Source organism: Thermoactinomyces sp. CICC 10735, assembly GCF_016055175.1.
Taxonomy (GTDB): domain Bacteria; phylum Bacillota; class Bacilli; order Thermoactinomycetales; family Thermoactinomycetaceae; genus Thermoactinomyces; species Thermoactinomyces vulgaris.
Genome location: NZ_JAECVT010000004.1, coordinates 400333 through 412871, shown reverse-complemented (window position 1 = coordinate 412871; position 12539 = coordinate 400333). Strand labels below are relative to the sequence as shown.

At 47.3% G+C, this 12539-nt stretch carries 15 protein-coding genes; 11 read left to right on the top strand and 4 right to left on the bottom strand.

All coding sequences use genetic code 11. The annotated features are described in order from the left end of the window. Window positions 1-58 precede the first annotated feature (58 nt). The 5 genes from I8U23_RS10970 (at window position 59) to I8U23_RS10950 (ending at window position 5032) form a co-directional block, all read left to right on the top strand. Entirely contained in the window at window positions 59-1219 is a 1161-nt protein-coding gene (locus I8U23_RS10970) for a CapA family protein (protein ID WP_049719673.1), read from the top strand. A 107-nt stretch (window positions 1220-1326) separates the two neighbouring features. Next, on the top strand, window positions 1327-2466 hold the full coding sequence (locus tag I8U23_RS10965) for a CapA family protein (RefSeq protein ID WP_165489713.1): 1140 nt from the start codon (window positions 1327-1329) through the stop codon (window positions 2464-2466). After that, a complete protein-coding gene (ggt, locus tag I8U23_RS10960; RefSeq protein WP_037997384.1) occupies window positions 2456-4096 on the top strand; it encodes a gamma-glutamyltransferase in 1641 nt (546 codons plus the stop codon). The genes I8U23_RS10965 and ggt overlap by 11 nt, the downstream gene beginning before the upstream one ends. A 24-nt stretch (window positions 4097-4120) precedes the next feature. Then, window positions 4121-4690 (top strand): hypothetical protein, encoded by a 570-nt coding sequence (locus I8U23_RS10955; protein ID WP_037997387.1) that lies wholly within the window; start codon window positions 4121-4123, stop codon window positions 4688-4690. A gap of 102 nt (window positions 4691-4792) precedes the next feature. Next, on the top strand, window positions 4793-5032 hold the full coding sequence (locus I8U23_RS10950; protein WP_037997390.1) for a DUF1450 domain-containing protein: 240 nt from the start codon (window positions 4793-4795) through the stop codon (window positions 5030-5032). Window positions 5033-5068: 36 nt separating this feature from the next. Here the strand turns inward: I8U23_RS10950 and mqnE are convergent, their stop codons facing one another. Then, window positions 5069-6169 carry an aminofutalosine synthase MqnE gene (mqnE, locus tag I8U23_RS10945; protein WP_037997393.1) on the bottom strand — a complete coding sequence of 367 codons (1101 nt, stop codon included), beginning with the start codon at window positions 6167-6169 and terminating at the stop codon, window positions 5069-5071. A gap of 393 nt (window positions 6170-6562) precedes the next feature. Here mqnE and I8U23_RS10940 point away from each other — a divergent pair, with 393 nt between their 5' ends. Next, the gene (locus I8U23_RS10940) at window positions 6563-6811 is read left to right on the top strand and encodes an aspartyl-phosphate phosphatase Spo0E family protein (protein WP_037997396.1); all 249 of its coding nucleotides are present in this window, start codon (window positions 6563-6565) and stop codon (window positions 6809-6811) included. 63 nt (window positions 6812-6874) lie between these two features. After that, window positions 6875-7234 (top strand): HesB/IscA family protein, encoded by a 360-nt coding sequence (locus I8U23_RS10935; RefSeq protein ID WP_037997398.1) that lies wholly within the window; start codon window positions 6875-6877, stop codon window positions 7232-7234. A 31-nt stretch (window positions 7235-7265) separates the two neighbouring features. Here I8U23_RS10935 and I8U23_RS10930 read toward each other — a convergent pair whose 3' ends face one another. After that, window positions 7266-7529 carry a hypothetical protein gene (locus tag I8U23_RS10930; protein WP_037997401.1) on the bottom strand — a complete coding sequence of 88 codons (264 nt, stop codon included), beginning with the start codon at window positions 7527-7529 and terminating at the stop codon, window positions 7266-7268. Between the two features lie 63 nt (window positions 7530-7592). Next, the gene (locus I8U23_RS10925; RefSeq protein WP_037997403.1) at window positions 7593-8600 is read right to left on the bottom strand and encodes an NAD(P)/FAD-dependent oxidoreductase; all 1008 of its coding nucleotides are present in this window, start codon (window positions 8598-8600) and stop codon (window positions 7593-7595) included. Window positions 8601-8883: 283 nt separating this feature from the next. Here I8U23_RS10925 and I8U23_RS10920 point away from each other — a divergent pair, with 283 nt between their 5' ends. The 4 genes from I8U23_RS10920 to I8U23_RS10905 all read left to right on the top strand — a co-directional run bounded on the left by I8U23_RS10920 (window position 8884) and on the right by I8U23_RS10905 (window position 11715). After that, window positions 8884-10083 (top strand): NAD(P)/FAD-dependent oxidoreductase, encoded by a 1200-nt coding sequence (locus I8U23_RS10920; protein ID WP_037997405.1) that lies wholly within the window; start codon window positions 8884-8886, stop codon window positions 10081-10083. Window positions 10084-10286: 203 nt separating this feature from the next. Next, complete coding sequence (locus I8U23_RS10915) at window positions 10287-10421, top strand: YuiA family protein (RefSeq protein WP_049719677.1); 135 nt, start codon at window positions 10287-10289, stop codon at window positions 10419-10421. Between the two features lie 90 nt (window positions 10422-10511). Next, window positions 10512-10781, top strand: coding sequence for a YuiB family protein (locus I8U23_RS10910; protein WP_082240761.1), 270 nt, complete (start codon window positions 10512-10514; stop codon window positions 10779-10781). A gap of 61 nt (window positions 10782-10842) precedes the next feature. Next, window positions 10843-11715: a diacylglycerol/lipid kinase family protein gene (locus tag I8U23_RS10905; RefSeq protein ID WP_049719678.1), complete on the top strand. Its 873-nt coding sequence runs from the start codon at window positions 10843-10845 to the stop codon at window positions 11713-11715. Here I8U23_RS10905 and I8U23_RS10900 read toward each other — a convergent pair. Beyond that, window positions 11701-12519 carry a cobalamin-binding protein gene (locus I8U23_RS10900; RefSeq protein WP_037997414.1) on the bottom strand — a complete coding sequence of 273 codons (819 nt, stop codon included), beginning with the start codon at window positions 12517-12519 and terminating at the stop codon, window positions 11701-11703. The genes I8U23_RS10905 and I8U23_RS10900 overlap by 15 nt on opposite strands. Window positions 12520-12539: the final 20 nt, after the last annotated feature.

The following is a 12539-nucleotide window of genomic DNA, read 5'->3' as shown; positions in this document are numbered from 1 at the left end:
GAAACAGGCTCTAACCCCGAACTTTATTTTTTATGCAAGGTGTAAGGATGGATTCTACATGTTAACTTGGAAACAAAAATTTCAACGCTATATCAAAAGGCAAAAGAAAAAAACGATGCAGCACACGTTGATTGCTCTTGGCATCACCGTTTTGCTCATCGTCCTCAGCCAGGTTTTGGATTCGCCGCCAAAAGTGGAGGAAAAAGATGATCACAGCCTTTTGACCATCAGCATGGCAGGAGACATGTTGTTCGGGCGGTATGTCGATGAAGTGGTGGTCCCCAATCACGGATATCAGTCGTTGTTTCAGTATGTGCGGCCTTATCTCAAGAAATCGGATTATATTACCGGAAATTTTGATCAGCCCGTCACCGAAGGCGAAGATTATCCCAAAGCGGACAAACGGGTGCATATTTCCACCAAACCGGAGATTGCCAAAGTGTTGAAAGAAGAAGGTTTCACGACCGTCAACCTTGCCAACAACCACATAAAAGATTATGGGAAACAAGGCTTGTTGGATACCATTCGGGTGTTTCAAAACCAAAAGGTGAAGACGGTCGGAGCCGGCTACAATATCCAAGATGCTTCCACTGTTACCTATCAGATGATCCGGGGCATCAAAATTGCCACCCTCGGGTTTTCCGATATTCTTCCCAAAGATTTTCGCGCTTTGTCCGACCGGTCCGGTGTGGCCCCGGCGGATCCGGACGTGTTTTTTTATGATGTGGCCAAAGCCAAAAAAAATGCCGATCTGGTGATTGTCCATATGCATTGGGGTGAAGAGTATGACAGCAACTTCCACCCGAGACAGCAGGATTTGGGACGGTCGTTGATCGATGCCGGAGCCGATATCGTGATCGGCCACCATCCCCATGTTTTGGAACCGGTGGAAGTTTACAAACACGGGGTCATCTTTTACAGCCTTGGGAACTTTATTTCGGATCAGGGGTGGTCCCGTACCCGCGAAAGTGCTTTGGCTCAGTATAAAGTGATGAATGGAAAGGTGAATTTGGTGATTCACCCGCTTGTCATTCGGCAGGGAACCCCGAGGCCTTTAACCGGTTTTGGTTCTTTTTACCGTCGGGAGAGGATTTTTATGCAAATCACCGATGAGCCTGTCTTTTCGAAGGAATGGAGTCGTTTGTGGAAACGGGAAGGTGACGCGTTGGTACGCACCATCGATCTTCCGCCGAAACTAAAAGCAAAATTGGCTCCATAAAAGATATAGGAAATTTTCTTCCATTTGAAATTGATTTTGATTAAGATTACATCGTGAAGGGACGAATGGAGGAAATGTTGACTTATCGGCAGAGGTTCCAGCGATACATGAAACGCGAGAAAAAAAAGGCTGTGATCCATTCGTACATTGCTTTGTTCCTCGTCATCGTGTTGATGACGGGATGGGCGGCCTTGGATCGCGTGAAAGCCGTATCCGTCCGGGAGGATCCCGACAGCCGGCTGACGGTCACGCTGGTGGGGGACATGATGTTCGGGCGGCATATCGAGGATGTGATCGTCAAAAACTACGGTTATGAATATTTGTTTCATTATGTTCGTCCTTATTTTCAGTATTCGGATTATGTGACGGGTAACTTCGAGAATCCCATCGTGAACCGGCCGGGTTATCCCAAGGCGGACAAATTTATTCATCTGAGCACAAAACCCGAAGCTGCCAAAGCATTGAAAAAGGTCGGTTTTTCCACCGTCAATCTGGCTAACAACCATATGAAGGATTATGGGAAACAAGGCTTGTTGGATACATTGAAGGCTTTTCGGGATGCCGGATTGGAGACCGTCGGGGCTGGCAGTCATTTGGACGAAGCCGTTGAAGTGGTATATCAAACCGTGAACGGGATAAAAATTGCCACCTTGGGCTTTTCCGATGTGATGCCGGTCGATTTCCGCGCGATGCATCAACGTTCCGGAATCGCCCCGGCGGATCCGGATGTTTGGTTTCCACAAGTGGCCAAAGCCAAACAAAATGCGGATCTGGTGATTGTACATATGCATTGGGGATTGGAATATGACAGCCGCTATCATCCGCGGCAGAGAGATCTGGGGCATGCTTTGATCGATGCCGGCGCGGATCTTGTGGTCGGCCATCATCCCCATGTGTTGGAGCCGGTCGAGGTGTATAAAAACGGCGTGATTTTCTACAGCTTGGGCAATTTTGTGTTTGATCAGGGTTGGACCCGTACCCGCGAAAGTGTGCTGGTGCAATACAAGGTGTTAAAAAATGATACAGCCCGGTTGGAAATTTATCCGTTAATGATCCGGGAAGGACAACCACGTCCGCTTCTGGGATGGAGTCAGGCGTACCGGCGTGAGCGGGTGTTTATGCAAATGACACAAGAGAGGATATATTCGGATTTGTGGAATCGCACATGGAAACGGGAAAACAACATCCTTGTCCGCACGGTTCCGCTTCCGCCCGGGCTGAAAGGAGGGAAAAAGGTTGAACAATAAAAAATTTCATGTCATCTTGGCTGTTTTTGTTATTATCGGCACCATTTTTGCTTATTTTTATAAAAGCAATGAGTATGATTCCAAAGCCTTTGAGCAAACCGTTGACCAAAAGAACAAGCATAAATACGGAGTGGCAGCGGCGCATCCGGAAGCGGTCAAAGTGGGGATGCGCATTTTGGAGCAAGGCGGCAATGCGGTGGATGCGGCGATTGCCGTCGGATATGCTTTGGGCGTCGTTGAGCCTTACGGATCGGGGCTTGGCGGCGGAGGAACGATGTTGATCGATTTTTACAGCAAGGAGAAAGACCCCGTGGTCATCGATTATCGGGAAACAGCGCCATACACCGGGATCATTCCGGATAACGGAGTGGGGGTTCCGGGGTTTGTGAAAGGAATGGAACTCGTTCATCAACGATACGGAAAATTGCCGATGGATCAGTTGATTCAACCTTCGATTGAGCTGGCGGAACAGGGGTTTGAAGTCACCCCGATTTTAAACAGCCGCTTACAGGCTGCTAAATACCGGCTGCCGGTCAACGATCTGAAGCACATGTTCCCGGACGGGGAGCCGATTCAGGCGCACCGCTTGCTGGTCCAAAAAGATCTGGCCAATACACTGAAGGCGATTCAAAAAGACGGATCCAAAGCGTTTTATGAAGGCTTGATCGCCAAAGACATCGAGAATAAATCCCAAGGCGTGAAAGTCAGTGATTTACACAAGTATCAGCCGTTGGTCAAAGAACCGATTGTTGTAAAATACGGGGACTATGAAATGATCACCCCTTCTCCCCCAACCGGTGGAATTATGTTGGCCGAGTCGTTAAAAATGGCGGATAAACTGAAGGTGGGCAAAACCCAGGACTTGTCTGCCGATCAGATCCATTTGCTCGGGGAAATCGACAAAAGGGTGAACCATGCGCGGCGCCAAAACGTGGGAGATCCTCAGTTTTCCAAGGTTCCGGTAAAGGAGATGTTGGCGGATCAATATATTCAACAATTAACAAAGGATATCAACCTCAAACAAATTTCGAGCCAGTATCAAACCGTGGCCGATTCGCTCGCGGACAAAGAGGAACATGACAATACGACCCATTTTGTGGTTGTCGATAAAGACGGAAACATGGTGACGGCCACCAATACCTTGAGTAACTTTTTCGGCTCGGGGATATACGTGGATGGCTTTTTCTTAAACAACCAGTTAAAAAATTTCAGTATCATCAAAAGCTCTCCCAATCGTCCCCAGTTGGGGAAACGGCCCGTCAGTTATACAGCTCCGACCATTTTTGCCAAAAACGGACGCCCGGTTTTGGGGATCGGAAGTGCAGGCGGAAGCCGGATTACGCCGGTTTTGACACAAGTGGTGTTGCGTGTCTTGGAATATGATCTTTCGGTCCAGTCCGCCATCAACCGCCCCCGGTTTATCGTGGAAGATAATATCGTTTATGTCGAAAAAGCGTTGCCTGCCGATGTCCAGAAAGAATTGGAACAAAAAGGATATCAGGTGATTGTGAAACCGACGGGCATGTATTACGGGGGAGTGCAAGGCATCCGGGTGAACCGGAGTAAGAACAAGATGGAAGGAGGGTTTGACGGACGACGGGACGGAGCCTTTCGCTTTGGTGCAGACTAATGGAGACGGGTTGGAGGCATGGGTATGAAGCGTTTGTTGCGAATACTTACTCCTTTTTTGATCATTGGAGCCATATTGTTTTTTTTAATGGATTTTCGTCATGTGGAACAGCTGAGTCCTGAAGAAAAACAAGCGATTGAAAAATACCGGGAACAGTTGGTGAAAGGAACCTTACTGGACAAGCCGGATGAAGGGATTTTTCGGCGGGAGGATTTCGATGCGATTGCCAGATCTTTGGACGCACTCCATCAGCATGATCACTATTTTGTGTTCGGGCCGGAATGGGGGGCCCCGCTCGATCATCCGGAGAGCGAATTTCAAAATATCGAATCCATCATTAATCAACCCGAATATGTAAACAACGGAAAGTACTTTGCTTTTTTCCAAGCTTTTCGTCAGGATTTGAACCAGGCAAAGAATAAATTGGGAACGAGAGCTTCCCATGACATCTTGGACGACTTGTCCACCTTGGTTTTTACGGATGAAATCATCGAGGACCGGCAATGGAGCCAATCAGAGACGATCCGGGTGATGAAAGAAACCGGCCTGAAATTAATCAAAGAAGAGAATCAGAATGCACCAAACTCCGGGTGAATCCATGGCCCGGAGTGCTGTTTTTTTCTGGAAATGGGAAAAGCCATGGAATCGTTATATAATAACAACCAAAAGATGAAGTCAATGATGGAGTGAATATAAATGATCCCTCTTGTTGAGTTTTGCATCAATAATTTGACGGATGAAGTGTTGGCCGTAAAAAACGAGCTGGAAAAAGATCCGGGGATTGATGTGTTGGAGTATGACTGTTTGGGGAACTGCGGAATCTGTGCGCAAGGTCCCTATGCATTGGTCAACGGGGAAATCGTCACGGCGGACAGCGGAAAAGAACTTCTCAAGAAAATTTATGAGGAGATTGAAGACATGGAAATTCGATATTAAAAAAGCATCCGGTTGTTTCAGCCGGATGCTTTTTTTCTAGTAAACCGCAATTTCGTTGTAGAACGTGTCCCGTTCGACCGGTGTGCGGTTGGCTCCTTTGATCAGCCAGATCAGTTCGTCTTTGGTCAATGCTTGTTGCGTCAAAGCGCCAGCGGCATGGCTGATTCGTTCCTGAACCAGGGTTCCGTGCAGATCGGAAGAACCGAATTGCGTGGCCAATTGCGCCAGCTGCGTTCCGATATTGATAAAATAAGCTTTGATATGCGGGAAATTATCCAGCATCAGCCGGCTGATGGCAATGGTTCTCAGGTCGTCCATCGCCGAAGTGCGACGTTTGATGGAAGCATTGACGCTTTTGGGTTGTACCGCCAAGGGAATAAAGACCAAAAAGCCGTTGGTTTCGTCTTGCAATTCACGCAGGCGGATCATGTGGATCAACCGTTCTTCCTTGGTTTCAATCGATCCGTAAAGCATGGTGCTGTGCGTTTTCATTCCCAGCTGGTGCGCGATGCGGTGGACATTCAACCAGTCGTCGGTGCTTGCTTTGTCGGGGCTCATTTTTAAACGGTAACGCTCGGTCAGGATTTCCGCGCCGCCGCCGGTCAGGGAGCTGACGCCGGCGTCCATCAGTTCTTTCAAGACCGTTTCGACCGGACGCCCGGACAAGCGGGAGAAAAATTCCACTTCCGCCGCCGTGTAAGCTTTGATGGTCACATGCGGGTAGTGTTTTTTCAAGATGGCTACCGTTTCAAGATAATAGTCAAACGGCACCGTGTGGTTATGTCCGCCGACAATGTGGAATTCCCGGATTCCTTCCGTGTACCGCTCGCCGACATGTTCCAGCAATTCCTCGGGCGACATGGTGTAAGCCCCTTCTTCCCCGGGATCCCGCCGGAAAGCGCAGAATGCACATCTGGCTTCACAAACGTTTGTCGGGTTTAAGTACATATTCTGGATAAAGTAAACACGATCCCCATTCTTTCTCCTGTTTACTTCATTGGCCAATTGGCCGATGGTGAGTAAGTCCGGCGATTCGTATAAAGTGAGCCCGTCTTCCAATGTAAGGCGTTCCCCATGTTTCACCTTCTCCACAATCATATCCAAATTGCGGTCTGAAACCGTGGAGGTTAACGACATGGAGGGTTCCTCCTCTCATTTCTGATCAAACAAAGAACCAATGATATCTGAAATTATTTCGAATGTCTAAATAACAAATCGAACTTATATTATTCTACCACAAAGGATAATCATTGGAAAACAAACGGGAAGGCCTCTTCCGTCGCCCGGATTTTGTCAATTTCCCGGGAGGGAAGGGGGTTACATTTTTTTACATAACGGCGCAAAAAGTTTGGAAAGGATGGAGATAACAAGAAGTTGTGTCTAAATAATATATTTAATTGAATAATTTGTAAAAAATGCGGCTTTTCTTTTCAGTTTTGTCATTGTATACTGAAAATAACTGGCAGATTTCGAACAAATGTGCCTTGTTTGATGAGAGATGGGTCAAGACAGGGGAGAGGAGGTCATAAGATGAGTGGGGGTCCGGCGTTAAAAGATCAGTTGGAAAAAGCAAGAAAACGCATGGAAGAAGCGGCAGATCGTTTCGGTTTGAATCATCCGGCCGTTTATGAACTGAGCCGGGAGCTCGACGAACTGCATAATTTGTGGGAGCAGGAAACGATTCTTCACCAAAGGGGAGAAGAAATCATCTATCCGCTTCGTTCCCCGATGCAAAGAACGAAAAAACGTTCCAAACAGGCGATGATGAAAGCGATCTGAGCTCATCGGTTGTATCAGGGGAAGATTCCCTTGTATACTGTAAAGAGAAGGAGGGAATGCCCCATGATTACATTGACGGAACAAGCCGCTTTAAAAGTGAAGGATATGTTGAGCGAACAAGAGCATCCGGAAAACCTCTATCTGCGCGTTGGCGTGGAATACGGCGGATGCAGCGGTTTTTCATATAGTATGGGTTTTGATGAAGAAAAGAAAGAAAATGATATGGAATTGAACCAGTTTGGTGTCCGGATTTTGGTTGATCAACGAAGCCAACCGTTGCTGCAGGGAACGGTGATTGATTACAAAGAGACCGTCATGGGCGGCGGATTCAGTATCGATAATCCGAATGCAACGGTTACTTGCGGTTGCGGATCATCATTTCGGACGGCAACGGAATCAGGCCGGCCCGACGAGGATTGTTAAAAAAACCCGTCTCCATGTGAGATGGGTTTTTTTACGATATCGGGATTTCATCCACCAGCATCACTTTGGAATGCCCGCAAGCGGGACAGATGAGGGTGTGAGGACATTGACGGGTTTTCAGATCGGTCAGCCCGTCGGTCATTTTCAGATCATCAATCTCCCGGTAAGGACTGTAATCACTGAACAGGTCAGTCAACCGTCCGTTGTCTTCCAAAACATGACCGCACCCGGGGCAACGATGAGTTTCGAGGGCGGAAAACCCGTTGCAAACGGGACAAGCATAATGAGTACCCAAAAAAAATCCCTCCTTTAATTTTATATTTATCGTTTCAAATCAAAGGAGGGATCATGCAACAAATTACCGGTCCAATTTTAAATTGGAGCTGTGTTGAGGCTGAACACGGGCATCCGGATCAATGTATTGTTTGGCATGGTTGACGGCAATGGGGGCTTCCCCGAAACCAACAGTGATCAGTTTGACTTTTCCTTCATAGGTGGCAATATCGCCGGCGGCGTAAATGCCGGGGATGTTGGTTTCCATTTTGGAGTTGACAAGGATGGATCCTTTTTCGATGTGAAGTCCCCACTCTTGAATCGGCCCCAACGAAGAGACAAACCCAAAGCTGACAATCACTTCATCCACTTTCAATTCCTCGGATACACCGCTTTTTTTATCAGAAATCGTCACTTTTTCGATGTGTGTGGCTCCTTCGATCGCGGTAATTTCCCGCGGGGTTAACACCCTGATGCCGGAATTCATCATTTTTTCGACACTGTGCTCATGAGCGCGGAATTTGTCCCGGCGATGGATCAAAGTGACACTTTTGGCGACCGGTTCCAGCATCAAAGCCCAATCCACCGCGGAATCTCCCCCGCCGGCGATTAAAACATCTTTTCCTTCAAACTGCCGCTTGTCTTTGACAAAGTAATGAATATGGGTGTTTTCAAATTTCTCAGCTTCCGGCAGTTTCAATTTGCGTGGTTCAAAAGCTCCGCAACCAGCGGTGATAATCACAGAACGGCCCAAATGCACTTGTTTTTGGGTGACAACCTCAAATAATCGTTCTTCTTTTTTATGAACTTGTAAGACCTTTTCATCCAAACAATAGGTGGGATGAAAAAGGTTGGCTTGCTCAATCAGATTATCCACCAGGTTTTGGGCGGTCACTTTGGGAAAACCGGCAATGTCATAAATATATTTTTCCGGATAGAGTGCAGACAATTGGCCTCCCAATTGCGGCAGGCTTTCAATGACTTTGACGGAAGCTTGGCGCATTCCGGCGTAAAAAGCAGCAAAGAGCCCGGTTGGCCCTCCGCCGATCACAATGATATCGGTTATGTTTTGTTCAACTTGTTGTGTTGTCACAAGCGCACCTCCAAAATATTATTGCGAAAATGGAGAAAATTATATAATAATCATATAACATGATGTGATGATCGAATCCATAGCTTTAAAAAATTTACCAATTCGTTTTTGCCGGATAGACTGAAATGAAGTGGAGAAAATGTGAACAAAAGCTCTTGCTAAAAGTTCGTGAAAATAATATCATAATCAATGGCATGATTCAATGATCACGAAGCGTTCGAACCTTTTCAGATTGTGAGAAATCAATCATACTAAATAATACTTTAGATGGATGTGATTTGTGATGAGTATACCTAAAATCGTGATCCTTGGAGCAGGGTATGGCGGACTGATGACAGCCAAAGGATTGGCCAAAAATCTGAATGCGAACGAAGCAGAAATTACCCTGGTCAACCAAAACAGTTACCACTATATCACGACGAAATTGCATGAGCCGGCTGCAGGAACTTCCCATCATGATCACGCACGTGTTTCGATCCCGTCGGTCATTGACACCAACCGGATCCGTTTTATCCAAGACCGGGTGACCGGAATGAAGTTGGACGAAAAAACGGTTCTGTTGGAAAACAATGACCCGATCCAATATGACTATTTGGTGGTTGGATTGGGAAGCGCACCGGAAACGTTTGGTATTAAAGGTTTATTGGAAAATGCGTTCTTTATTCGCAATATCAACAGCGTGCGCATGATTCGCGAGCACATGGAATACATGTTCTCGCGTTATGCCATTGAGAAAAAAGAAGAATTGATCACGATCGTGGTCGGGGGAGCCGGATTCACCGGAATTGAGTACGTGGGCGAATTGGTGGATCGCATGCCCGAACTGTGCCGGGATTATGACATTCCGCTTGAAAAAGTCCGTATTGTGAATGTGGAAGCGGCACCGACCGTCTTGCCGGGATTTGACAAAGAACTGGTGGACTATGCAGTGAAATACCTGGAAAATAAAGGTGTTGAATTCATTGTCAATACGCCGATCGAAGAGTGCACCAAAGACGGTGTCATCCTGAAAGGCGGACGTGAAATCAAATCGTCTACCGTGGTCTGGACCGGTGGCGTGCGCGGAAATAAACTGGTTGAAGAATCCGGCATTGAAACGATGCGCGGACGTGTGAAAGTGGATGAATATCTACGTGCTCCCGGCCATGACAATGTGTTTATCGTGGGTGACAGCTCTCTCGTGTTCCCGGGAGAAAGCGAAAATGAGCGTCCTTACCCGCCGACAGCCCAAATCTCCACACAGCAAGGCCAATATCTCGGCAAACAATTGGCCAAAGTGGTTCGCGGGGGTCAATTTGACCAACCGTTTAAATATGAACCGAAAGGAACCGTGGCTTCTCTGGGAAGAAAAGAGGCCATCGGTGTGGTCGGAAATAAAAAGATGACCGGCGGAACAGCTGCGTTCATGAAAAAAATCATTGATCTTCGCTGGCTCTTCTTGTTGGGTGGCGTTTCTTTGGTTCTTCGCAAAGGAAAACTGTAATCATTTATGATTTTTACAAAAACCCTTCTTGGTTTAAGAAGGGTTTTTTGTTATGGAATACAGCAATTTTCCGAAAGAAAAGGCATGATTCTGATGTTATCGCTTACATGGATTGTGAACGCGGTTCTTGCTCCTGAATGGAATTTTTCATTTAGATTAGAATATTATATCATTTCTGAAACGGGACCACAGGGGGCGATTCCATGAAAAAAGCCATGTCAGAACTATCAGAAAATACTTGCCATTATTGCAGCGGAAAAGGGTATTTGGAGCTTTTGCTGGGCGGTACGGAAGCGTGTTATGCCTGTCACGGAACCGGAAAAGAAGATAAAAAATGAAGTGAACCCGCTTTTGGCGGGTTTTTTTATATCGTTGACCTTCTGAAAGATATTCAGTAAAATGAGTGGGAACTTTGAGATGTGGAGGCGATGACTCAAGTGACGCTCGCCCAATTGATCATTTCCATTCCGTTGTTATTTGTTTTATTTTTTGGATTGGGCTTTATTCTGAATATGATTTTAAAAACCACTTGGTTGCCGCTCGCCCTTTTTTTCGGGGTTGTTTTGTATGTGGGGCGGGATGTGACGCAAATTTTTACCATTGTCAATGCCGTTTTGTTCTTTTCGGGTTTTTTGGGAGTCCTGGGCGGGATTTTTACCATTCGTACGTTGCGCTTAAAAGGATATCGGATGTTCTAGAAACCAGGGATGCACCCTGGGTTTTTTTTAGCAAGAATGCATTCGGGCAGAAGGTGAGAACATGATTTTATTTGTGGTGAATCCGGAATCGGGAAAAGGAAAAGGAAAAGTTTTTTGGGAAAAGGCAGAAAAATATCTCAAGGCCCGGTCCGTTGCTTATGAAGTCTGGCATACGAAGCAAAACGAAAAATTGACTTCCCGGATTCGTGACGGAGCCAAACAGAAAAAGTGGCAAGCGGTGGTTGCCATCGGTGGCGACGGAACGGTGAACGAGGTGGGGAGCGGCTTGATTGGCGTTCCGGTTCCATTCGGGATTATTCCGTCCGGAACCGGAAATGATTTTGCTTTTGCCCACGCCATCCCTTCCCGGCCGGAAAAAGCGCTGGCGCGTATCTTGAATTTTCACCCGGAACCGGTGGATACGGCGACCGTGAACGGAAAACCCATGTTTGGATCCACGGGGGTGGGATTTGATGTCAGTGTGGTGGAGCGGGTGAACCGGTCCGGCTTAAAAAAGTGGTTCGGATCGTTTTCATACGGGATGGAAGCGGTGAAATGTTTGTTTTCCTACAGGGCCCGGTCCATGACACTGAGGATGGACGGAAATGAGTATCGGCTGGAGAAATGTTGGATGGTGTCCGTTGCCAATATCCGCCAATACGGCGGAGGAATCCGGATTTGTCCGCAGGCGGATACTCAAGACGGATATTTGGATGTCTGTTGTGTGCAAAATCTGAGGAAAGGTCAGTTTATTCGCGCTTTTCCATTAACTTATTTCGGGTGGCATGCCCGGCACCCGTCCATACGGTTTGAGCGGGCACAACAAATTGAAATCCTGGGACCGGAATCGTTTCCTTACCATATTGACGGGGAAGTTAAGGGGACGACTCCAATCCGGATTGAAGTGCACCCCCGTTCTTTACTCCTCCTGTAAGGGAAAAGGGTGATCCGGATCCGGCGGTGAAAACGTTTCCGGATATAACAAGTGTGCCAAATGGCAAAGGCCGGTCAAAATCCGGGGGGAGGGGCGGCAATACCATCCCTCGTCCAACAGGAAAATATTTTGCTCCTTTGAAAGTGGCGTTCCTTGCCAGGCCGGACGGGATTGGATCATCTCTTTTTTTATCCGCTTCAGCGGAACCCCGGTCCAGACAGTCAAAACATAATCGGGCTTTTTATCCCGTACGGTTTCCCAATCCGTCTGTACACTTTCTTTGTCAATGTCGGAGAAGATGTTGACTGCCCCGACCAATTCACTCACCTCGGTGAGCCAGTTTCGTCTGCCCGGGGTGAAAACCGGTTTTGGCCACCACTCCCAATACAGGCGCGGCGGTGTTTCCTTGCCGGGAATCCGGGCTTTGAGCCGGTCGATTTGGTCTGTAAACCGGCGGGCGGTCTGTTCCGCTTTGGTTTGGAGGCCGAGAGCATCTCCGAGCCGGATCAAATCTTGTGCAATATCCCGGAGGGTTTTGGGGTTCAGAATCATCAAGGGGAGATTTTCTTGTTTTAATCTTTCGATATTTTTCTCCATTCCCGGGACACTGAGGGAAGCGATCACCAGATCCGGATTCAATGCTTTGATTTTTTCGATATCAACATTTAGATCCGGACCGACGCGCGGAAGGTGTTGGCATGTCGGGGGCCAGTCCGAGTAATCATCAATTCCGACAAGCCATGAGTGCGCTCCCAGAAAATAAAGCATTTCCGTATTGCTGGGACAAATGGAAACCAGTCGCATCCTGATCCCCTCCTTTGAGT